The sequence below is a fragment of the Sulfitobacter sp. genome (assembly GCF_039977885.1).
GTDB lineage: Bacteria > Pseudomonadota > Alphaproteobacteria > Rhodobacterales > Rhodobacteraceae > Sulfitobacter.
Map to the genome: position 1 here is coordinate 157,650 of NZ_JBDWCI010000020.1, position 21,065 is coordinate 178,714.

17 protein-coding genes are annotated in these 21,065 nt (G+C 58.7%); 11 read left to right on the forward strand and 6 right to left on the reverse strand.

What is annotated here, in order from left to right; all coding sequences use genetic code 11:
• Positions 1–320 precede the first annotated feature (320 nt).
• From ABJM03_RS14420 to ABJM03_RS14460, 9 genes are all read left to right on the forward strand, one after another.
• The gene (locus tag ABJM03_RS14420; RefSeq protein ID WP_348418544.1) at positions 321–1,712 is read left to right on the forward strand and encodes an aminotransferase class III-fold pyridoxal phosphate-dependent enzyme; all 1,392 of its coding nucleotides are present in this window, start codon (positions 321–323) and stop codon (positions 1,710–1,712) included.
• A 236-nt stretch (positions 1,713–1,948) separates the two neighbouring features.
• Positions 1,949–3,337 carry a Hint domain-containing protein gene (locus tag ABJM03_RS14425; RefSeq protein WP_348418545.1) on the forward strand — a complete coding sequence of 463 codons (1,389 nt, stop codon included), beginning with the start codon at positions 1,949–1,951 and terminating at the stop codon, positions 3,335–3,337.
• Positions 3,338–3,494: 157 nt separating this feature from the next.
• Positions 3,495–4,979 (forward strand): PLP-dependent aminotransferase family protein, encoded by a 1,485-nt coding sequence (locus tag ABJM03_RS14430; protein WP_348418546.1) that lies wholly within the window; start codon positions 3,495–3,497, stop codon positions 4,977–4,979.
• Positions 4,980–5,065: 86 nt separating this feature from the next.
• A complete protein-coding gene (gene xsc / locus ABJM03_RS14435) occupies positions 5,066–6,844 on the forward strand; it encodes a sulfoacetaldehyde acetyltransferase (RefSeq protein WP_348418547.1) in 1,779 nt (592 codons plus the stop codon).
• A 4-nt stretch (positions 6,845–6,848) separates the two neighbouring features.
• Positions 6,849–7,925 (forward strand): acetate/propionate family kinase, encoded by a 1,077-nt coding sequence (locus ABJM03_RS14440; protein ID WP_348418548.1) that lies wholly within the window; start codon positions 6,849–6,851, stop codon positions 7,923–7,925.
• 36 nt (positions 7,926–7,961) lie between these two features.
• Positions 7,962–10,802, forward strand: a complete 2,841-nt coding sequence (locus ABJM03_RS14445) for a molybdopterin oxidoreductase family protein (protein WP_348418549.1) — start codon at positions 7,962–7,964, stop codon at positions 10,800–10,802.
• Between the two features lie 106 nt (positions 10,803–10,908).
• Entirely contained in the window at positions 10,909–11,667 is a 759-nt protein-coding gene (locus ABJM03_RS14450) for a 4Fe-4S dicluster domain-containing protein (RefSeq protein ID WP_348418550.1), read from the forward strand.
• Complete coding sequence (locus ABJM03_RS14455; RefSeq protein WP_348418551.1) at positions 11,667–12,539, forward strand: DmsC/YnfH family molybdoenzyme membrane anchor subunit; 873 nt, start codon at positions 11,667–11,669, stop codon at positions 12,537–12,539. Before ABJM03_RS14450 ends, ABJM03_RS14455 begins: the two co-directional genes overlap by 1 nt.
• The gene (locus tag ABJM03_RS14460; protein ID WP_348418552.1) at positions 12,539–13,009 is read left to right on the forward strand and encodes a GNAT family N-acetyltransferase; all 471 of its coding nucleotides are present in this window, start codon (positions 12,539–12,541) and stop codon (positions 13,007–13,009) included. The genes ABJM03_RS14455 and ABJM03_RS14460 overlap by 1 nt, the downstream gene beginning before the upstream one ends.
• A gap of 48 nt (positions 13,010–13,057) precedes the next feature.
• On the opposite strand, the gene dapA is transcribed toward ABJM03_RS14460, so the two are convergent.
• Positions 13,058–13,933: a 4-hydroxy-tetrahydrodipicolinate synthase gene (dapA, locus tag ABJM03_RS14465; protein ID WP_348418553.1), complete on the reverse strand. Its 876-nt coding sequence runs from the start codon at positions 13,931–13,933 to the stop codon at positions 13,058–13,060.
• A 164-nt stretch (positions 13,934–14,097) separates the two neighbouring features.
• Between dapA and ABJM03_RS14470 the strand changes: the two genes are divergently transcribed.
• On the forward strand, positions 14,098–16,062 hold the full coding sequence (locus ABJM03_RS14470; protein WP_348418554.1) for a lytic transglycosylase domain-containing protein: 1,965 nt from the start codon (positions 14,098–14,100) through the stop codon (positions 16,060–16,062).
• Here ABJM03_RS14470 and ABJM03_RS14475 read toward each other — a convergent pair.
• The gene (locus ABJM03_RS14475) at positions 16,027–16,896 is read right to left on the reverse strand and encodes a DMT family transporter (protein WP_348418555.1); all 870 of its coding nucleotides are present in this window, start codon (positions 16,894–16,896) and stop codon (positions 16,027–16,029) included. The two genes, ABJM03_RS14470 and ABJM03_RS14475, sit on opposite strands and share 36 nt — an antisense overlap.
• The gene (gene mnmD, locus ABJM03_RS14480) at positions 16,893–17,552 is read right to left on the reverse strand and encodes a tRNA (5-methylaminomethyl-2-thiouridine)(34)-methyltransferase MnmD (protein ID WP_348418556.1); all 660 of its coding nucleotides are present in this window, start codon (positions 17,550–17,552) and stop codon (positions 16,893–16,895) included. The genes ABJM03_RS14475 and mnmD overlap by 4 nt, the downstream gene beginning before the upstream one ends.
• Before the next feature lie 59 nt (positions 17,553–17,611).
• On the opposite strand from mnmD, the gene ABJM03_RS14485 reads away from it, so the two are divergent.
• The gene (locus ABJM03_RS14485; RefSeq protein ID WP_348418557.1) at positions 17,612–18,643 is read left to right on the forward strand and encodes an FAD-binding oxidoreductase; all 1,032 of its coding nucleotides are present in this window, start codon (positions 17,612–17,614) and stop codon (positions 18,641–18,643) included.
• Positions 18,644–18,655: 12 nt separating this feature from the next.
• Here ABJM03_RS14485 and ABJM03_RS14490 read toward each other — a convergent pair whose 3' ends face one another.
• The 3 genes from ABJM03_RS14490 to ABJM03_RS14500 form a co-directional block, all read right to left on the reverse strand.
• The gene (locus ABJM03_RS14490) at positions 18,656–19,198 is read right to left on the reverse strand and encodes an NAD(P)H-dependent oxidoreductase (RefSeq protein ID WP_348418558.1); all 543 of its coding nucleotides are present in this window, start codon (positions 19,196–19,198) and stop codon (positions 18,656–18,658) included.
• Positions 19,199–19,360: 162 nt separating this feature from the next.
• Positions 19,361–20,035: an OmpA family protein gene (locus tag ABJM03_RS14495; protein WP_348418559.1), complete on the reverse strand. Its 675-nt coding sequence runs from the start codon at positions 20,033–20,035 to the stop codon at positions 19,361–19,363.
• Between the two features lie 94 nt (positions 20,036–20,129).
• On the reverse strand, positions 20,130–21,026 hold the full coding sequence (locus ABJM03_RS14500) for a bifunctional helix-turn-helix domain-containing protein/methylated-DNA--[protein]-cysteine S-methyltransferase (protein ID WP_348418560.1): 897 nt from the start codon (positions 21,024–21,026) through the stop codon (positions 20,130–20,132).
• Positions 21,027–21,065 lie beyond the last annotated feature (39 nt).

The following is a 21,065-nucleotide window of genomic DNA, read 5'->3' on the forward strand; positions in this document are numbered from 1 at the left end:
TCTTGTACTCCAGCCAATCCGCTCCCAAACGCTCAAAAAATATGCACCCTCCGCTCACAGCAAGGACATGTATCACTCTGGAGCCAGATCAAGCAAAACAAAGGCCCAGTTCCCTACACAGCATGAGTCCAGTCAGCACCTACAGGCTTTTTCACAAGCGACAGCCGGCCGAGAATTAAAGCCAAATCTCGAAATATCAAATATGGCACTAAACATCGGCCTATACTGGCCCTATTTTTCGTCGCAAAAACACGCCTTGATATGGTAATGTTCAGGCGAACGACGCCTGATTTCCCACCCACACATGAAAGGTCGTCATCATGGACGGTACATTCAACGAAAATGACATCTCCCGCATTGTCGAGGCCGACCGCGCTCATGTGTGGCACCACCTGAGCCAGCACAAGCCATACGAAACAACAGATCCGCGCATCATCGTGGAAGGCAAAGGCATGCGTGTTTGGGACCAGAGAGGGAAAGAGCATCTTGATGCCGTGGCCGGTGGTGTCTGGACGGTCAACGTAGGTTACGGCCGCGAAACAATCGCCGATGCCGTGCGGGACCAGCTGGTAAAGCTGAACTTTTTCGGTGGCTCGGCCGGATCGGTGCCCGGCTCGATCTTTTCCGAGATGTTGATCGACAAAATGCCCGGCATGAGCCGTGTCTATTATTGCTCGTCAGGGTCCGAGGCCAACGAGAAGGGCTATAAGATGGTGCGCCAGATCGCGCACAAACGCTATGGCGGCAAAAAGCACAAAATCCTGTACCGCGACCGCGATTACCACGGCAGCACCATCGGCGCGATGGCTTGCGGCGGGCAGGATGAGCGCAATGCACAATACGGCCCCTTCCCCGACGGCTTCATCCGCGTGCCTCATTGCCTTGAGTACCGCAAGCATGAACAGGACGGTGCCCCCGACGAAAACTATGGCGTCTGGGCCGCGAACCTCATCGAGGAAGTGATCCTGCGCGAAGGCCCTGACACCATTGGCGCGCTCTGCCTTGAACCAGTGACCGCTGGCGGTGGCGTGATCACCCCACCCGAAGGTTACTGGCCACGCGTGCGCGAGATTTGTGATAAATACGATATTTTGCTGCACATCGACGAAGTCGTCTGCGGCGTAGGCCGCACCGGCACATGGTTTGGCTACCAGCATTACGGCATCGTGCCCGACATGGTGACAATGGCCAAAGGTGTGGCCTCTGGCTATGCTGCGATCTCTTGTCTGGTCACGACCGAAGCCGTGTTTGACATGTTCAAGGAAAACCCCTCTGACCATCTGGATTACTTCCGCGACATTTCTACCTTTGGCGGCTGCACAGCCGGCCCCGCGGCTGCAATCGAGAATATGAAAATCATCGAACGCGAGAACCTTCTCGAGAACTGCACGGCCATGGGCGACCACATGCTCGACCAACTTGGCGCGCTACAGGACAAACATGCCGCCATTGGTCAGGTGCGCGGCAAGGGGCTGTTTCTTGGGGCCGAACTGGTCACCGACCGCGTCACCAAAGAACCGCTGCCCGAAAAAATCGTCGGCGCAATTGTCGCAGACTGCATGCAGCAAGGCGTGATCATCGGCGCGACCAACCGGTCGCTACCTGGCAAGAACAACACATTGTGCTTCTCGCCCGCGCTGATCTGCACCAAGGACGACATAAACCAGATCATCAACGCCGTTGACGGCGCGTTGGGCCGCGTCCTGAGCTGATCCACAACACACCTAGGTCCGATCAAAGGCTCCGCAGATTTGCGGGGCCTTTTTTTGCATGACTGCCACGCCAGCCCGCTCGGCCGCCTCATATCTGAGGGGAAAACACGAAATCTCCCCGTAGATACGTCCAAAAAGCTGTCAGACTGCACCGGCGCGCCACAATCACAGCGCAAAACCGCCCAGATTCAATTTTAAAAAAGCGTTCACTTAAATGTGAGTTTTGGAGACCTGATATGCCTATTGGTGAGGTTGGAAGTCTAACGCGTGGTGGCTTTGGCGACGGTGAAATCGTTCGGATCGATTTTACCGAACCATTGGAAGACGCCGTCATCCACCTGTCCTCCACCAATGCCGGCGGCAATGAGTTCTCACTGCGGGTCGTCTCGGTGGATGAAACCGGCTTCAGCTTCATTCTAGATGAATGGGAAGACGAAGACGGGCCGCACCCGGCCACCGAAACCATCAACTGGATCGCTGTAGAAAGCGGCGTTCACATGCTCAATGATGGTCGCATCATCGAAGCTGGCACAACGACCGCCACGGATACGGCCAGCGCGGTCTCGCTCGAAGGGGGACACACCGACACGCCGGTTATCCTGACCAATGTAATGAGCCAGAATGACACCGACGTTGTGGATAGCGACCCATTTAATGTCACCTCGGACGGGTTCGATGTGCAACTGCAGGAGGGTTCGCTCTCGGACGGGGTCAACACCGGTGAATCCGTTGGCTGGATTGCCGTCTCCACCGGCGGCGACGGCTCTGAAGGGTTTGCGGCGCTGCATGACAACCTCACCACGGCCAATACCTCCTTTGGCCTTGGCGGGCCACTGACCAATGGGGCCGTGTTTGGCGAAACCCAATCCCTCAATGATCCGGACGCAGGCAATGTTGTCATCGGGTCCGGCAACAGCATCACTGGTGCCACTGGTAACGTCACGGCAAAATTCGACGAAGAAACCGGCGATGGAGAATCCGCCCATGTGCCGGAATCTTTCGGCCTCGTCGGTTTTGAAATCGGGCAAATTCTTTGCTTCACCCCCGGCACCATGATCGCCACCCCGTTCGGGCTTCGCGATGTGGCAGACATCGAAAAAGGCGATATCGTTCTCACGCAGGATGACGGCCCGCAGCCTGTTGCCTTCACCAGCAGCACACACACGCCTGCGCACAAGCTTAACCAATCCCCTGAACTGCGGCCTGTGGTGATCAAGGCAGGCAGCCTTGGCCCCAACCTGCCAAGCTGCGATCTTATCGTCTCCCCTCAACACCGCATATTGCTGGACGGCTGGCGCGCGCAGTTACTATTTGGCGAAGAACAGGTTCTCGCCCCCGCCAAAGGGTTGCTCAACGATACAACAATCAGAGCCCAAACCCCGCCCCAAGGCGTCACCTATGTTCACATCGGCTTTGAACGTCACCAGATCATCACCGCCAACGGCACCCTAACCGAAAGCCTACACGCAGGGAGCATCGCCAAGGAAGACATGGCGATAGCCGCGCGCGAAGAACTGTTCGACCTGTTTCCCGACCTACGCACCCAACCCTACACCGGTGCAGACACAGCGCGGCCATGCTTATCCGTGACCGAGACGCGGCTCTATGCCCGGCGTGTTTTCTAGGTCAAGGCATGGCTCGGGCCAAAAAAATGAAACCTAAAGTCTCACGATAATACTGCAATTTTCGGCGACTGTACTGCCTTGCCTCTCTTTCAGGCGTTAATTCATCTTCCAATAATGCCAGTTTGACTCAACATTAGGTCCAATATAGGCTAATCCTATGGCCTTACCTGTTGAAACCTTTTTTCTGTCACCGGATGCCCAAGGCACCCTGCAATCACAAATTCAGCAGATGATCGCCCGCGGCATCCTGTCGGGGCAATTCCGGCGCGGCGAAAAACTCCCCTCGACCCGCAAACTGGCCGGACATCTGGGGGTCAGCCGGATCACTGTGACCATCGCCTATACCGAATTGTTGGCGAATGATTACCTGATGTCCAAAGGCAGATCAGGCTATTATGTCTCCGAAAACGCGCCCTCTCCGCCCTCCTTCACCGCCAGCCCTGACCAATTGGACGCCGTAGACTGGTCCCGCGCAATCGGGCAACGGTTCAGCGGCGGCGTCACCCCACGCAAACCGGCCGATTGGTCCAGCTATCGCTACCCGTTCATCTATGGCCAAGCGGATCAGACGCTGTTTGACCACGCCAACTGGCGGCTGTGCGCGCTACAAGCACTCGGGCAGCGGGATTTTAGCTCGATGACGTCAGATTACTTTGATCGCGACGATACACAGCTCGTTGAATTCATCGCGCGGCATACACTTCCACGGCGTGGGATCACCGCCGCACCCGAACAAATCCTGATCACCATGGGAGCACAAAACGCGCTGTGGTTATCGGCTCAGGTACTGCTGACACAACGCCGCCGCGCAGCACTAGAAGACCCTTGTTATCATGCGTTGCGCGACATTCTGGTGCAGGCACGCTGCCACGTCACGCCCGTTCGCGTGGATCAGGACGGCATGCCACCCGAAGCGATCCCGCCGGATTCAGACGTCATTTTCACCACTCCCAGCCATCAATGCCCTACCAATGCGACCATGCCGATGAACCGGCGGCACGCCTTGCTCGAACGCGCCCGTGAAATAGATGCCCTGATTGTCGAAGATGACTATGAATTCGAGACATCGTTTCTGCGCGCCCCTTCGCCCGCACTCAAATCGCTCGATACCGACGGGCGCGTGATCTATGTCGGCAGCTTCTCGAAATCCATGTTCCCCGGCCTGCGCCTTGGCTATTTGGTCGGGTCCGAACCCTTCATCCGCGAAGCACGCGCCCTTCGCGCCTCTGTGCTGCGCCACCCGCCCGGTCACATCCAGCGTACAGCATCCTATTTCCTCTCTCTGGGTCATTATGATGCGCTTGTGCGGCGCATGGGAAACGCCCTGCACGAACGCCGATTGAGAATGGAAGAAGGCATCGCCCAATACGGCCTTGATCTGGCCGGTCAGGGCGCACATGGCGGCTCATCCGTCTGGATGCGTGCACCCGAAGGGATCGACACACAGGTACTAGCCGACCGCCTGCACAGCAAAGGTGTTCTGATCGAGCCCGGGCAATCGTTCTTTGGAGGAGAGGAGCGACCGCGCAACTATTACAGGCTGGGCTACTCATCCATTCCGGCGAGCCGGATCAACAGTGGCCTGCAAGCGCTTGCATCAGGGATTGCTTCCATGACAGACACTGGTTCTATTCCGCCCTAATTTCTGGCCCTAACGCTTTTTCACCCGAGACCCTAAGTTGCGCTTAACCAGATTCGCCTTCACATATTAATCCAAGGACCCTCCTCATGAAGATGACCACGGAAGAAGCCTTCGTAAAAACGCTCCAGCGTCATGGCATCCAACATGCCTTTGGCATTATCGGCTCAGCTATGATGCCGATTTCGGACATCTTCCCCAAGGCTGGCATCAAATTTTGGGACTGCGCTCATGAGGGCTCTGCCGGCATGATGTCGGACGGCTACACCCGCGCCACCGGCAAAATGTCGATGATGATCGCGCAAAACGGCCCCGGCATTACCAACTTTGTCACGGCTGTGAAAACGGCTTATTGGAACCATACTCCGCTTTTGCTGGTGACTCCGCAGGCCGCCAACAAGACCATCGGTCAGGGTGGTTTTCAGGAAATGGAACAGATGAACCTGTTCACCGATTGCGTCGCCTATCAGGAAGAGGTGCGCGATCCCTCCCGTGTGGCCGAAACGCTGAACCGCGTGATCATGCAGGCCAAACGCGCCTCCGCTCCTGCACAAATCAACGTCCCGCGCGATTTCTGGACTCAAGTGATCGACATCGAGATTCCCGAAGTTGTGGATTTTGAGCTGCCACAGGGCGGCGACAATGCAGTGAGCAAGGCAGCGGAAATGCTCTCCACTGCGAAATTCCCCGTCATCCTGAACGGCGCGGGCGTGGTGCTCGCGAAAGGCGGCATCGAGGCCTCCCGCGTGCTGGCTGAAAAACTGGATGCACCCGTTTGCGTTGGCTACCAGCACAACGATGCTTTCCCCGGCAACCACCCGCTTTATGCAGGGCCGCTGGGCTATAACGGGTCCAAGGCCGGTATGGAGCTGATCTCGAAGGCGGATGTTGTGTTGTGCCTCGGCACACGTCTCAACCCGTTCTCCACCCTGCCCGGATACGGCATTGAGTACTGGCCCACAGATGCGAAAATCATTCAGGTCGACATCAACCCCGACCGCATTGGCCTGACCAAAAAAGTCACCGTGGGCATCGTCGGCGATGCCGCCAAAGTCGCGACCTCGATCGCCGCAAAATTGGCCGAAACCGCAGGCGATACAGGCCGCGATGACCGCAAAGCCGTGATCGCACAGACCAAATCCGCATGGGCCCAAGAGCTGACGTCGATGACAGACGAGGCCGACGATCCCGGCACAGACTGGAACGTGCGCGCCCGCGCAGCCAAGCCTGACTGGATGTCGCCCCGCATGGCATGGCGCGCGATCCAATCCGCACTGCCGCAAGAGGCGATCATTTCCTCTGACATCGGCAACAACTGCGCCATCGGCAACGCTTATCCTTCCTTTACCGAAGGCCGCAAATATCTGGCCCCCGGCCTATTCGGCCCTTGCGGTTACGGCCTGCCTGCCATCGTCGGCGCAAAGATTGGCCAGCCTGACACGCCTGTTGTGGGCTTTGCCGGTGACGGCGCATTCGGCATCGCAGTGAACGAGCTGACGGCAATTGGCCGCGGCGAATGGCCTGCAGTGACCCAAGTCGTGTTCCGCAACTACCAATGGGGCGCGGAAAAACGCAACTCGACCCTGTGGTTCGATGACAACTTTGTCGGCACCGAGCTGGACACAGACGTATCTTATGCGGGCATCGCGCAGGCTTGCGGCCTGCAAGGCGTCGTCGCCCGCACCCAAGAAGAGCTGACAGCAGCCCTCGCAAAGGCGCTGGATGACCAGATGAACCACGGCAAGACAACGCTGATTGAGGCGATGATCAACCAAGAGCTGGGCGATCCCTTCCGCCGTGACGCGATGAAAAAGCCCGTCGAGGTTGCCGGCATTGACGCCGCTGACATGCGCGAGCCATCGGTTTGATCCTTTGAACAAACCCTCCATATTGGTGATGAATGCAGGTTCATCATCGATCAAGACAGCGCTTTTTGACGGGGCGCTGTCTGAACTCCTTCGGATAGAAGCAACCGGTATTGGCGGAGCAGGCCAGCTGGAGGTTGCAGGCAAAAAACACTCCCTGCACATGCCTGATAACGCTGCAGCTTTGGCAAACATCTTTGAGACTCTTGAGCAACATAGCATCACACTTGATACGTTGGACGGCGTCGCCCACCGCGTGGTGCATGGCGGAACCACCCTGACCCAAATACAACGGATCACGCCTGAGGTTCGCGACGAAATCGCCACCTGCATTCCGCTTGCGCCTCTCCACAACCCTCACCATTTGGCAGCTATTGATGCGATGAGCGCCGCCGCCCCCGACCTGCCCCAATTCGCCAGCTTTGACACCGCGTTCCACGCCACTATCCCGCCCATAGCCCACCGCTTTGCCCTGCCTGATCACCCCAAGCTGAACGGGGTGCGCAGATACGGGTTTCACGGGACAAGCTATGCCTCTGTGGTCCGCACCCTCCCCGAGCAGACGCAAACCCTTCCCGCACGCCTGCTGGCCATGCATCTGGGCAACGGCGCGTCCTTATGCGCGATACTTGACGGTAGATCAGTTGCCACAACGATGGGCTATTCCCCGCTAAGCGGCCTCACCATGGGCACCCGTGCAGGTGAGATCGATGCCGGCGCTGTGTTACGCCTTGTGCGCATGTTTGGCGTCGATGAAGCGGACCACCTGCTCCATAACGCATCCGGCTTGCTGGGGCTCTCTGGGCTCAGCGCCGACATGCGCACCCTTGAGGCGGCTCAAACCCCGGACGCCCAATTTGCCATAGACCATTTTTGCTACTGGATCGCACGCCAAGCAGGATCGCTGGTGTCAGCAATGGGCGGCGTGGACGCCATCGCCTTTACCGGCGGCATTGGCGAAAACTCTGCCCTGATCCGCAACGCCATCACAGACCACCTACAATGGCTGGGCAGCATCCCGACCTATGTCGTTCCGACCCAAGAAGAGCTCTACATCGCCCGCGAAGCACAAACACTGATCTAGACACACCAAGCGCCCAGGTTGCGAGAAAGGATCACGATGCCCCATAGACAGCCCAATCTAGACCTGAGCCCAAAAGTGTCCGACGAGATCCGCAAAACAACTTGTTACATGTGCGCCTGTCGCTGCGGCATCAATGTGCACATGAAAAAAGACCCGCTTGGCGATCTGAAGGTCGCCTATATCGAAGGCAACCGGGATCACCCTGTCAACAAAGGCGTTCTTTGCGCCAAAGGGTCAGCCGGCATAATGCAGCACAACGCGCCATCGCGTCTCAAAGCGCCGTTAAAACGTGTGGGCGCGCGGGGTTCAGGCGAGTTTGAAGAAATCAGCTGGGACGAAGCCTATGCAATCGCCGCAGGCTGGCTGAAGCCAATCCGCGAGACAAACCCCGAGAAGCTGGCTTTCTTTACAGGGCGTGATCAGTCGCAAAGCTTCACCTCGCTCTGGGCACAATCCTTTGGCACGCCGAACTATGCCGCGCACGGCGGCTTTTGTTCGGTCAACATGGCGGCGGCGGGCATCTACACAATGGGTGGCGCGTTCTGGGAGTTCGGCCAACCGGATTGGGACCACACCAAACTGTTCATGCTGTTTGGCGTGGCCGAGGATCACGATTCCAACCCGATCAAAATGGGTCTGGGCAAGATAAAGGCGCGCGGCGCGCGGGTGGTTGGCGTAAACCCCATCCGCACCGGCTATAACGCTGTGGCCGATGACTGGATCGGGATCACCCCCGGCACTGACGGGCTGTTTATTCTCTCGATGATCCACTGCCTGATGCAGGCAGGTAAGGTCGATCTGCACTATCTCGCGCAATACACCGATGCCGCTGTGCTGATCAACGGGGACAAAACCTCATCCGAATACGGCCTCAAACTGCGTGACAAGAAAGGCAAAGAGCTGGTCATCGATCGCAACACCGGCAAGCTTACCGCTTATGATAAAAAAGGCGTACGGCCTGATCTCTCCGCCACCCACACCGTCAAAGGCATCACCCACCGGCCCGTGTTTCACCAAATGGCCGAAATCTATCTGGACCCGCAATACGCCCCCGAAGCCGTAGCTGAACGCTGTGGCATCTCCGCCGAACGCATCCGCACCATGGCAGCCGAACTGGCGCGCGTGGCCTTTGAGGAATCCTTTGAGCTGGCCCATGAATGGACCGATTTCCGCGGCGAACACCACAGCTCCATGACAGGCCGGCCCGTTTCATTCCACGCCATGCGGGGGATCTCGGCGCACGCAAACGGCTTCCAAACCTGCCGCGCGCTGCATGTGCTGCAAATCCTGCTCGGCACCGTCGAGGTCCCGGGCGGGTTTCGCTTCAAACCGCCCTATCCCAAACCCGCAACCGCGCACCCAAAACCCCATTGCAAATCAACATCAGACTGCCCGCTTGATGGTCCCCATCTGGGCTTTGTGCAAAGCCCCCAGGACCTTGCCCTCAAAGAGGATGGTACGCCTGCCCGCATCGACAAAGCCTTCACATGGGAAAACCCCATGTCCGCGCACGGGCTCATGCATATGGTGATCTCAAACGCCCACGCTGGCGATCCTTATAAAATCGACACGCTGTTTTTGTATATGGCAAACATGTCGTGGAACTCCTCGATGAACACCTCGGGCGTCATGCAGATGCTCACCGACAAAGACGACAGCGGCGATTACGTCATCCCGCATATCATCTACTCCGATGCCTATAGCTCCGAGATGGTCGCCTATGCCGACCTGATCCTACCTGACACCACCTATCTGGAGCGCCACGACTGCATCTCCCTGCTCGATCGCCCGATTTGCGAGGCAGATGCCGCCGCCGATGCGATCCGCTGGCCCGTGATCGAGCCCGACCGCAACGTAAAAGGCTTCCAGTCCGCATTATGTGACCTAGGAGCCAAGCTTGGCCTGCCGGCCTTCACCAACGACGACGGCAGCCAGAAATACGCGGATTACGCCGATTACATCGTTTCTCACGAACGCCGCCCCGGGATTGGCCCCTTGTCAGGCTGGCGCAAAGGGCCAGATGGCCCCCAAGCCGGCCGCGGCGCCCCCAATCCCGACCAACTTGATAACTACATCGAAAACGGCGGCTTCTTCGTGGAACATATTCCCGATGGCGCGAACTACTATAAACCTTGGAGCATGGCCTATCAGGACTGGGCCGTGAAGATGGGCATCTTCGACAGCCCGCAGCCCTATCTGTTTTCCCTCTACGTCGAACCCATGCGCAGATTTCAACTGGCCGCCGAAGGCCACGGAGAGCGCCAACCACCTGACCACCTGCGCGAGCGCATCAAACAGACCATGTCGCCCCTGCCAATCTGGTACGAGACCGACCAACAAGGCAACGAGGGCTTCACCATCAATGCGCTGACCCAACGCCCCATGGCCATGTACCATTCATGGGGCAGCCAAAATGCATGGCTGCGCCAGTTGCACGGCCATAATCCGATGTACCTACCCACCAAACTAATGCGCACGCACGCCCTACAAGACGGCGATTGGGCACGCATCACCTCCCCCCATGGTGCGATCACAGTACCAGTGATGGAAATGGCAGCGCTTAATGAAAATACAATCTGGACATGGAACGCCATCGGCAAACGCAAGGGCGCATGGGCACTGGACGAAGCCGCGCCAGAAGCCACCAAAGGCTTCCTGCTCAACCACCTGATCCACGAACTCATGCCCCCCAAAGGCGATGGCATGCGATGGACAAACTCCGACCCCATCACCGGTCAAGCCGCTTGGTTCGATCTCAAAGTCGCTATTTGCAAGGTCGATGCACCCGCTGACGCACAGTCTCGACCAACTCTACCAGCCCAGAAATCCCCGGTCGCAAAAGCCCCACCTATGCTCAAATGGAAGGGGGGCCAATGATGACCAAAATTTCCACTATTTTCTCTAGCCATAAATACTCCGGGGGAATTGGCCAAAGGCCAATGGGGGCTGGCCCCCCTCTTCTCGTGGCTGCGGGGTACAGCCTATGACCACTCTACCATCCCATACAGACAAAAAACTTGGTCTCGTAATAGATCTGGATACCTGCGTGGGGTGCCATGCCTGCGTGATTTCCTGCAAAGGCTGGAACACCGAAAACTACGGTGCCCCTCTCAGCGATCAGGAGCCCTACGGCGCAAATCCGTCCGGTACCTTCCTCAACCGGGTCCACAGCTATGAGGTCCAGCCCGCAAAGGGTGACGCCCAGCTTGTTCACTTCCCCAAGTCCTGCCTGCATTGCGAAGACGCCCCCTGCGTCACCGTCTGCCCCACAGGTGCCAGCTATAAACGTGTCGAAGACGGCATTGTGCTGGTGAACGAAAGTGACTGTATCGGCTGCGGCCTATGCGCTTGGGCCTGCCCTTACGGCGCACGTGAGCTGGACCAGGCCGAAGGCGTGATGAAGAAATGCACCCTATGCGTTGATCGTATCTATAATGAAAACCTGCCCGAAGAAGACCGCCAGCCTGCCTGCGTGCGGACCTGCCCCGCAGGTGCCCGCCACTTTGGCGACTTGGGCGATCCTGAATCAGACGTGAGCAAACTCGTGACCGCGCGCGGGGGCATGGACCTTATGCCTGAACAAGGCACCAGACCCGTCAATAAATACCTGCCCCCACGGCCCAAGGACCAGCTGTCGGCCCCTGATGACAGAATTGATATCCTCGCCCCCTTCCTTGAACCTGTCGCGACCGAAACCAAAGGCTTTCTAAGCTGGCTGGATAAAACGCTGGAGAAACTCTGATGCATCCCGCACCTTCCGTCATCTTCTTCTCGACTTTCTCCGGCTTGGGCTTTGGCTTGCTGGTGTTTCTGGGTCTTGGGCTGCTTGTGCCCACCGGCTGGGTGGCTTTCGTGTTCTTTGCACTGGCTTATCTATTAGCGGTGGGCGGCCTGATTTCCTCGACCTTTCATCTTGGGCACCCCGAACGGGCACTCAAAGCCTTTTCGCAGTGGCGTTCGAGCTGGCTGTCACGCGAAGCATGGTGCGCTGTGGCGGCATTGGTAGTGATGGCATTTTATGGCGCAGGGTTGGTGTTCTTTGACACACGCTGGGCGCTTGTGGGGCTGGTGGGGGCTGCTGCCTCATTGGGGACCGTCTTCACCACCTCGATGATCTATGGCCAGCTCAAAACGGTCCCCCGCTGGAACAGCGGCTACACACCGGCGAACTTTATCTCGATCTGCCTTGCCGGCGGTGCGATCCTTGCGGATCAGGGCAATACAACCATTTTCTTGTTGGCGGCGGCTGGCGGCATCCAGATCGCCGCATGGCTGCGCGGTGATAGTGCGCTGGGCAATAGCGGTACAGACATCGCAACAGCCACGGGGTTAGGTGACCGCGGGACGGTTCGCGCCTTCGAGCCACCCCACACGGGCACCAACTATCTGTTGCGCGAATTCGTCTATGTGATCGGGCGCAAACACGCCCTCAAGCTACGATTGATCTCGATCATACTGATGGCAGCACTTCCGATTATCCTGCTCTTAATGCCATTCAGCCACTGGCTCGCCTTGCTTGCGGTTGTTGCCCATGTGGCTGGTGTGCTTACCGCACGCTGGTTGTTCTTTGCCCAGGCAGAGCATGTTGTCGGATTATACTACGGAAAAAGATGATGAGAGCAGATACAACATTACGCGACGCCACAACCGCCGACAGCGAAAGCCTGAGTGCGCTTGCAGACTGCGCGCTCAAGGAAACCGGCTATGACGCCCGGATGGTGAGCCGCTTTGCCGCACGCAATACGATGGAGATCACCACAACAGACATGCTCCGCCATCCGTTTTGGGTCGCAGAGCAAGGGTCAGAAATCGTTGGGTGCATTTCCCTTGACCCCAAAGACGGGAAAACAGGTCAGATTTGCAATTTTTATGTCACCCCCAAGCTCAAGGGCACGGGCATTGGCAGCCTGCTGTGGTTCCGGTTAATGCTTGTTGCCCAGACTCAGGGCTTTACCGCATTAAGCGTTATATCCGATCCGCTGTCGGTTTCATTCTATGAGCGTTTGGGCTTTGTGACGCAGTCAATGATACCGGTCCCCGCCCTTAGCGGCTGCGAGGCAGCATATATGGAAATGGTGCTTTAAGACCGCGGGACTGTTACACGGCGGGCGCTTGCGCGCCCGCGAATAAATTCAGTCCAGCAAACCCGCATGCCGCAGACCGGCATCAACCAGCGCGCGTGTCTCGTCCGCCAGCCCCGTCAGAGGCAGGCGCACCTCTTCCGAGCAAAGATCAAGGCGAGACATTGCATATTTCACGCCAACAAGGCCGGGCTCGGTAAAGATGGCCTTATGGAGTGGCATCAGACGGTCCTGCACGTCCAATGCGGTCGCATAATCCCCTTTGGCGCAGGCGGCCTGCAGCTGCGCGGAAAGCTTGGGCGCGACATTCGCCGTAACCGAGATACAGCCGACCCCGCCTTGGGCATTAAACCCGTGCGCAGTCGCGTCCTCGCCCGATAGCTGGATAAAATCCGGCCCGCAGGCCATCCGTTGGTCACAGACCCGTGCCAAATCGCCTGTGGCGTCTTTGACCCCGACAATACGCGGCAGCTTGGCCAGCTCACTCATGGTGTCTGGCGTCATATCCACGACCGAACGGCCGGGGATGTTGTAGATAATAATCGGCAATGCGCAACAGTCATGCACAGCCGTGAAATGCGCGATCAACCCGCGCTGCGTGGGCTTGTTGTAATAGGGCGTGACTACCAAAAGCCCGTCCGCACCGACCTTTTCTGCGTGCTGGGCCAACCGGATGCTTTCCAGCGTGTTGTTGCTGCCAGCGCCTGCAATAACCGGAATCCGGCCTGCGGCTGCTTTAACGACCTCTTCGACAACCAGCTCATGCTCACGGTGCGTCAATGTCGGCGATTCGCCTGTGGTACCCACAGGCACCAACCCGTTAGAACCTTCGCCCACATGCCATTCCACCAGCTTCTTGAGCGTCTCAATATCCAGCTCGCCGTTGCGAAACGGCGTGACGAGGGCAGGCATAGAACCTGAAAACATGTGCACGCTCCTTTTATTGTGCTGGAGACCGATGGGCCCCTCCCGTGATACGATCAAATGACCGCAGGTAAAAGACCGCCTGCGCGCAATGGTGTGAATTGAACAAAAGCGCATATGGTCTATGTTTACAGGCTGTACTTCGAGCGAGATAGGAAATGCAAGCCATGAGACACTATCTGACGGCCCTGTTGCTGCTGTGTGCCACGGCGTCACCATCGCTCGCAGAACGCCCTCGTCCGCTCGGCTGGGCGATGGACGCGGTGCGCAGCGGCGATTTTGACGGTGCCGCCCGCATTGCACAGCGCGACGGCAAAGTGGCCGAAGATGTTATCTTGTGGCACCGCCTGCGCGCCCAGCAAGGCAGCTACACCGAGATACTGGATTTTGTGACACGCCGCCCCGACTGGCCCGGCATGGCGTATTTGCGCAGACGCTCAGAACCCGAAGTCATCAAGCAATCCGATACCGAGATACTCGCGTTCTTTAATGAAAACCCCGCCCAGACCCCGCGCGGGGTACTGGCCCACGCAAAAGCCCTGATCGAAGCAGGTGCCATTGGCCGCGCCCAAACCAATCTGGTGCTCGCATGGCGCACAATGCCCATGAACAGCACCTCACAGTCATTGTTTCTGGACGATTTTTCCGAGCTTTTGCAGCCCCATCATGATGCCCGCCTGGACGAGATGGTCTGGCAGCGCGAATACGACTCCGCGGGGCAAATGTATGGGCTCGCCAGCACCCAAGCCGAGCGCATGGCAAAGTCGCGGATCGCCTTCTACCGGCGGACAGGCGACGCGGTCTCTACCTACGAAGCCCTGCCTGCAACGCTCAAAGCCACCGGCGGCGTGAACCATGCAAGGTTCGAATGGCGCATCCGCGAGGGGCGCTCCGAAGACGCAAAGGATTTGATGATAGAGGCTTCCAAATCCATCGAAACACTGGGGAACCCCGCCGCATGGGGCAACCGCCGCCGCGCGCTGTCGCGCGATGAAATGCGCTCGGGCGATCCTAAGCGCGCCTATACGATGGCCTCACAGCATGGCCTGACCGAGGGCTCCGACTACGCAGATCTGGAATGGCTTTCGGGCTATATCGCGTTGCGCTTTCTCGACGATCCGATGTTGGCGCACCGGCATTTCATGAACCACGACAAAGCCGTGGCAAGCCCGATCAGCAAAGGGCGCGCAGGCTATTGGCAGGGCCGCGCCCTGGAGGCGGCTGGCGACAGTGCAGGTGCCACAGCAGCTTATACCATGGGTGCGAATTACCAGACCTCATTCTATGGCCTGCTTGCCGCCGAGCGTGCCGGCATCCCCTTCCCTGAAAAGTTCAAAGGCCTGCCCCCCGCCAACGACTGGCGCAACAGCCCATTGGCTGCCGCACCCTTGTTCGAGGCGGGTCTGCTGCTGCAAGCCTCGGGCGAGATGAGCCTTGCCGAACGGTTTTGGACCCATCTGGCCGAGCAGTTGCTAGAGCCGGATCTCGAACTGCTGGGCCAAGCGGCAATTGACGTGGGCCAACCTCATCTCGCGGTAATGATCGGCAAACGCGCCGCCAGCCGAGGCCTGCAAATTGCAGCGCCCTATTACGCGCTCCACCCGCTCAAGGACGCGGACTTGCCCATGGCGCCCGAAATGTCACTGGCCATTGCACGCCGCGAAAGCGAATTTGACCCCGTTGTGCAATCGGGCGTCGGCGCGCGGGGTCTGATGCAGATCATGCCTGCCACGGCGCTCGAAGTGGCCACCGGTCTGGGCCGGCGCGCTGAACACAGCACAGACAGGCTCACGGCTGATCCGGTCTATAATGCGCAACTGGGGTCACAGTATCTGTCGACGCTGGCAGGGCGTTTTGACGGGAACGTGGTGATGGTCTCTGCCGCCTATAACGCAGGTCCCAGCCGCCCGATCCGCTGGATGGATGAATACGGCGACCCGCGAATGGGGGATATCTATGTTGTGGATTGGATCGAAATGGTGCCCTTCCGGGAGACGCAGAATTATATCATGCGCGTTACCGAAAGCCTGCCCATCTACCGCGCGCGTCTGGGGCGTGAAGCCCTGCCGATCCCCTTCTACGAAGAGCTGATCGGCTCAACGCTGAAGGCGTTCGCGCCAAAAGGTGAATAGACCGGCAGCCACAATAATTGCGCATCCAATGGCGACATTGGTGCGCAGTGTCTCTCCGAATACAGTGATGCCGATGGCTGCGGCAAAAACCAGTTGCAGATATGCAAAAGGCTGTACGGCGCTGGCCTCGGCCACCTCGTAGCACCGGATCAGCAGCCAGTGCCCCGTCACTCCCGTCAGGCATAGGCAAATCATCCAGACCCAATCGCTCCCCGCCATCGGCTCCCAGAACCACAGGCCAATGCCCGTCATGGCCACGGCCCCCGTGGTCCCTGTCCAGAAAAAGCTGGTTGCCGTGGTGTCACGACGGCCTGCGAACCGCGTGAGCAGCCCGTAAAGCGCGAACATCATCGCAGCCAGCAATGGCACCAGCGCACGAATGTCGAACACACCACCATCCGGTTGCAGGATGATGATCACCCCGACAAAGCCTACCCCGATCGCCGCCCAGCGCCGCCAGCCAACGTGCTCGCCCAATACCGGACCGGACAGCGCCGCGATGATCAGCGGATAGCAGGTGAAAACCGCATGGCTTTCAACCATACCCAAAAGGGTAAAAGCCGCGACCATCACGCAAATCTCACAACTCAGCAGCAGGCCACGCGTAATCTGAAGGAGCGGCTGCACCGTGCGTGCCGCGGCACGGATGCCCCCCGCGTGGCGTTTGGCAATGGCGATAACAAACGCCGCAAAAAACCAATAGCGGATCATCACCACCATCAGCACATTATATTCGTCCGCCAGATGCTTGGACAGCCCGTCCTGCACCGCAAAAACCATTGTCACCGCGATCATCAGCACGATACCCAGCGGGATGTTATTGCCCTGCGTCATGGCATGAACCCCCGCGTCATATGACGTTTACGTCCATAGCCTTGAACCCGGCTCACCTCAAAACCCGCCTCGGCCAATCCGCGCCGCACGAATCCGGCTGCCGTATAAGTCGCGGCTGTGCCGCCTTGCGCCGTATGCGCGCCGACCTGCGCCATCAGCTCGGGCGACCATAATTCGGGATTTTTGGCAGGCGAAAACCCGTCAAGGAACCATGCGTCCGCGCGCCCATCCCATTCCGGCAATGTGGCACGCGCATCGCCTACAATCACGCGCAAGGTGAAATCGGGCCCTTCCAGCCGCTCGGGATAATCCTGTGCGCGGGCCAGATCAGCGGGCAACCCCTCAAACGCAGAAAGTGCGGTGCGCAGGTCGTCCATATCCAACGGGAAGGCCTCAAAACTGGTGAAATGCAGCCTGCCGCCACATCCGCAGTCACGAAACGCTTGCAGCGCCACCAGAAAATTCAACCCCGTGCCAAAGCCAAGTTCAGCCACATGAAACCCGTCAGAAAAGCGCGCAGGCAGGTCATTGCCCGCCAGAAACACATGCGCCGTCTCGGCCATGCCGTTCTCGAGGCTGAAATACGGATCGTCAAACTGGGTTGAAACGGGCACACGCCCCTCACGCCATTCAATCTGAGCTGTCTGGTCCTGCACGGTGATGCCCTGTATCTGTCGCGTTATCCGCAGTTAGCGCGCAATTGAAGGCCAGAGCAATGACAGATATTACAATCCGCGGCGCGGGCATCTTTGGCCTCTCAATCGCATGGGCCTGTGTGCAGCGCGGTGCCTCCGTGCAAATCATCGACCCGCATGGCGCAGGTGCAGGCAGCAGCGGCGGCATCGTCGGTGCACTGGCCCCGCATGTGCCCGAAAACTGGAATCCGAAAAAGGCATTTCAACTCGACAGCCTGCTCATGGCAGAAGCGTTTTGGCGCGAGGTTACCACAGCAGGCGGCAGGCCATCCGGCTATGCCCGCACAGGGCGGTTGCAGCCTGTCGCGGATGCCGCAGCGCTCGCGCTGGCACAGCAACGCGCCGACACGGCAAAACAGCTTTGGCAGGATAACGCGCAGTGGGCGGTCCTTCCGCCCATGCAGTCGGACTGGCAACCGCTTAGTCCCGAAGGGCATTTGATCCACGACACCCTGAGCGCGCATTTACACCCCCGTCAGGCCTGTGATGCGCTGCTCGCAGCCTTGGGCGCGCGGGGCGTCAGGAGGCGTAGCGAAGGCCACGACAAGGGGGCCGTACTTTGGGCCACAGGCGTGGCTGGGTTAGAGACCTTGACCGCTGCACATACCCGCAGCATGGGCAATGGCGTCAAAGGACAAGCCGCTTTGTTGCGGTATGACGCTGCGGGCGAGCCGCAGCTTTTTGCAGACGGTGTGCATATCATCCCGCATCTCGACGGCACGGTTGCCATCGGGTCAACCTCTGAACGGGAATATGACGCGCCGACAACAACCGATGAGCAACTTGATGATGTGATTGCCCGCGCCCGTGCGGCAGTGCCTGCGTTGCGCGATGCACCCGTCATCGCCCGCTGGGCCGGTGTGCGACCCCGCGCGCGCAGCCGCGCGCCTATGTTAGGCGCATGGCCTGCCCGCGACGGGCATTTCATCGCCAATGGCGGCTTTAAAATCGGATTTGGCATGGCACCTAAAATCGCTCAGGTCATGGCCAATCTGATACTGGACGGCCATGACACAATCCCCCAAGGCTTCAGGGTCGAAGATAACCTTTAGCGCGCCGCGTACTTAGCCTTGGATATCCGCGCGCAACGCCTGCATCAGCTCGGTCAACTCCTTCACATAGATATCCCCCTTCAGCCGGCCATCCATGTCGAACGCATCATGGCTGGCGGCCACGTGAATCTCGGGACCGGTCAGCAAACGCGGACGGAATGTAACCAGAAAGCTGCGCAAGACCAACTGTGCCCGCTCGCCACCCGCGCGCCCCGAGGCAGCAGACATTACCGCAACCGGCTTGTCCGTCCACGGCTTGACCTTTGCGCGGCTTATCCAGTCGAGCGCATTTTTCAACACGCCTGACGGCCCTTTGTTATATTCCGGAGTCGAGATCAGCACCGCATCGGCCTGTGCAATCTGTTGCGCCACGGCTTCAACAGCCGCAGGAACGCCATGCGCCTGTTCATCATCGCCATTATAAAGCGGGAAGTTAATATCGAGCAGGTTGTAATCCGCATCCCCGAAAAGCCGCGCAGCTTCAGCCAGAAGCAGGGTGTTGTGGCTGTCTCTGCGCAGGGAGCCTGAAATGCCGACAAGTTTCGGTTGGGCCATGGGTGTGTTCCTCTTTCAAACGGTATTCCTGAAAGATGGGGCAACCGCAGTATAGCGCAAGAGCAGTTATTCCATATGCGCTGTGCATTCGCGCGCAGAAATAAAAAAGCCTCCGGCGCATTACCGCACCGGAGGCTCCATCTGCTTGAGCTATAGAAAGGGTTAGCTCGCGTTAGGCAGGATCACAATCTCAACGCGGCGGTTTTGTGCTTTGCCCTCAGGGGTCAGGTTGCTGGCGACCGGCTGGGATTCACCGCGACCAATGGCCTGTACGCGCTGGGACGGGATACCGTTGTTCAACAGTACAGAAGCGACCGCGTTGGCGCGGCGCTCGGAGAGTTCCTGGTTAAAGCCTGCCTCACCATCGCTGTCAGTGTGGCCAATCACCTGCACCGTCGAATCCGGGTAGGCCTGCAGGTTGCTTGCCACAGTGCCCAGATCGCGCTGAAGATCGGGACGCACGGCGCTGGAGTTTGTCGCGAACAAGATATCTTGCGGCAATGTTACGATCAGGCGGTCACCGGTATTGGTGATCGTGACGTTGTCATTGCCAAGGCTCGCGCGCAGATCACGCTCTTGACGGTCAAGCAATGCGCCCGCACCCGCACCAACCGCGCCACCGATCAACGCGCCTGTCAACGCACCTTTGGAGCGGTTGCTATCATTGGCCAACGCGCCAACCAAAGCCCCTGCACCCGCACCAAGGATCGCACCGTTTTTGGCACGCTGGTTCGGGTCGTCAGGCGAAATACCGATAGAGCCGTCAGGGTTGGTACAAGCGCCCAACGCAACAACAGCCGCCATTGTCGCGACGAGCGGGAATTTCATAATTGTCATAGTCTACTGCCTTACTGGTTGCGGCTTCGTTCGGGCGAAGCATCGTCTGAGTGAACATAATATAGGCCAAAAAACTTCCCGACAAAATGCTTGCCTAAGCCTCGTGAGCGGCATCTTGCGCATTGATACCGGTTTGTGACCTTATAGACTCATACCCCAGCATGGCCCGTTTCATCGGCAAACCCCAGTGATAGCCACCCAACGCGCCCGACGCGCGCAGCACACGGTGGCACGGGATAAGATAGCCGATCGGATTGCGCCCCACAGCCGTGCCGACCGCACGCACCGCCTTAGGGTTGCCGATATGCTCTGCAATTGCGCCATAGGTTGTAACGCTCCCTTCGGGCACCTGCAGCAAAGCCTCCCAGACCTTCAACTGGAATGGCGCGCCAATAAGATACATCGGCGCTGTTTCACCCGCTGCGCCTTGTCCGAATGCGGTGCGCACCCAAACGGCAAGCGCCTCGGGGTTTTCAGAGTACTGCGCCTTTGGCCAGCGGGCGCGCAGATCGGCCATCGCCTCAGGCGCGCCCATCCCCGCGGCAAGCGAGAGGCCGCAAATACCTTTGCACGTCCCCATCACCAATGCAGGTCCGAACGGGCTATCGAACCAACCCCAGTCGATCTTGAGCCCGGCTCCACCCGCCGCGAAATCACCCGGGCTCATGGATTCCCAACGCACGAACAGATCATGCAACCGACCCGTGCCCGACAGCCCCGCCCCATGTGCCGCTTGCAGCGTCGTGGCATGCGACCTCAACAGCGTCTTGGCGTGGCCTAGCGCAAGATACTGCTGATACCGCTTGGGCGAGACCCCAACCCACGCCGAAAAAACTCGCTGAAAATGCGCAGCACTCATGCCCATCTCGGCGGCCAAAGCCTCAAGCCCGATATTTCCCTCGGCCGCGTCAATCACAGCAATCGCGCGGGCAATTACACCATAGTGATAGGCCTTATCCTGTTCTGGTCCGTTTTTGGGCATCTGTGTCATAGCACCACAATATGCCGCCCCCCGCTTGCACGCGACCCG

Excerpts from the sequence above, each read along its gene's own strand:
- ABJM03_RS14450 (WP_348418550.1), top strand. The coding sequence starts at position 10,909 with ATGACCACTCTACCATCCCATACAGACAAAAAACTTGGTCTCGTAATA.
- ABJM03_RS14485 (WP_348418557.1), top strand. The coding sequence starts at position 17,612 with ATGACAGATATTACAATCCGCGGCGCGGGCATCTTTGGCCTCTCAATC.
- ABJM03_RS14495 (WP_348418559.1), bottom strand. The coding sequence starts at position 20,035 with ATGACAATTATGAAATTCCCGCTCGTCGCGACAATGGCGGCTGTTGTT.
- dapA (WP_348418553.1), bottom strand. The coding sequence starts at position 13,933 with ATGTTTTCAGGTTCTATGCCTGCCCTCGTCACGCCGTTTCGCAACGGC.
- ABJM03_RS14425 (WP_348418545.1), top strand. The coding sequence starts at position 1,949 with ATGCCTATTGGTGAGGTTGGAAGTCTAACGCGTGGTGGCTTTGGCGAC.
- ABJM03_RS14420 (WP_348418544.1), top strand. The coding sequence starts at position 321 with ATGGACGGTACATTCAACGAAAATGACATCTCCCGCATTGTCGAGGCC.
- ABJM03_RS14500 (WP_348418560.1), bottom strand. The coding sequence starts at position 21,026 with ATGACACAGATGCCCAAAAACGGACCAGAACAGGATAAGGCCTATCAC.
- ABJM03_RS14470 (WP_348418554.1), top strand. The coding sequence starts at position 14,098 with ATGAGACACTATCTGACGGCCCTGTTGCTGCTGTGTGCCACGGCGTCA.
- ABJM03_RS14475 (WP_348418555.1), bottom strand. The coding sequence starts at position 16,896 with ATGACGCAGGGCAATAACATCCCGCTGGGTATCGTGCTGATGATCGCG.
- xsc (WP_348418547.1), top strand. The coding sequence starts at position 5,066 with ATGAAGATGACCACGGAAGAAGCCTTCGTAAAAACGCTCCAGCGTCAT.
- ABJM03_RS14490 (WP_348418558.1), bottom strand. The coding sequence starts at position 19,198 with ATGGCCCAACCGAAACTTGTCGGCATTTCAGGCTCCCTGCGCAGAGAC.
- ABJM03_RS14455 (WP_348418551.1), top strand. The coding sequence starts at position 11,667 with ATGCATCCCGCACCTTCCGTCATCTTCTTCTCGACTTTCTCCGGCTTG.
- ABJM03_RS14430 (WP_348418546.1), top strand. The coding sequence starts at position 3,495 with ATGGCCTTACCTGTTGAAACCTTTTTTCTGTCACCGGATGCCCAAGGC.
- ABJM03_RS14460 (WP_348418552.1), top strand. The coding sequence starts at position 12,539 with ATGAGAGCAGATACAACATTACGCGACGCCACAACCGCCGACAGCGAA.
- ABJM03_RS14445 (WP_348418549.1), top strand. The coding sequence starts at position 7,962 with ATGCCCCATAGACAGCCCAATCTAGACCTGAGCCCAAAAGTGTCCGAC.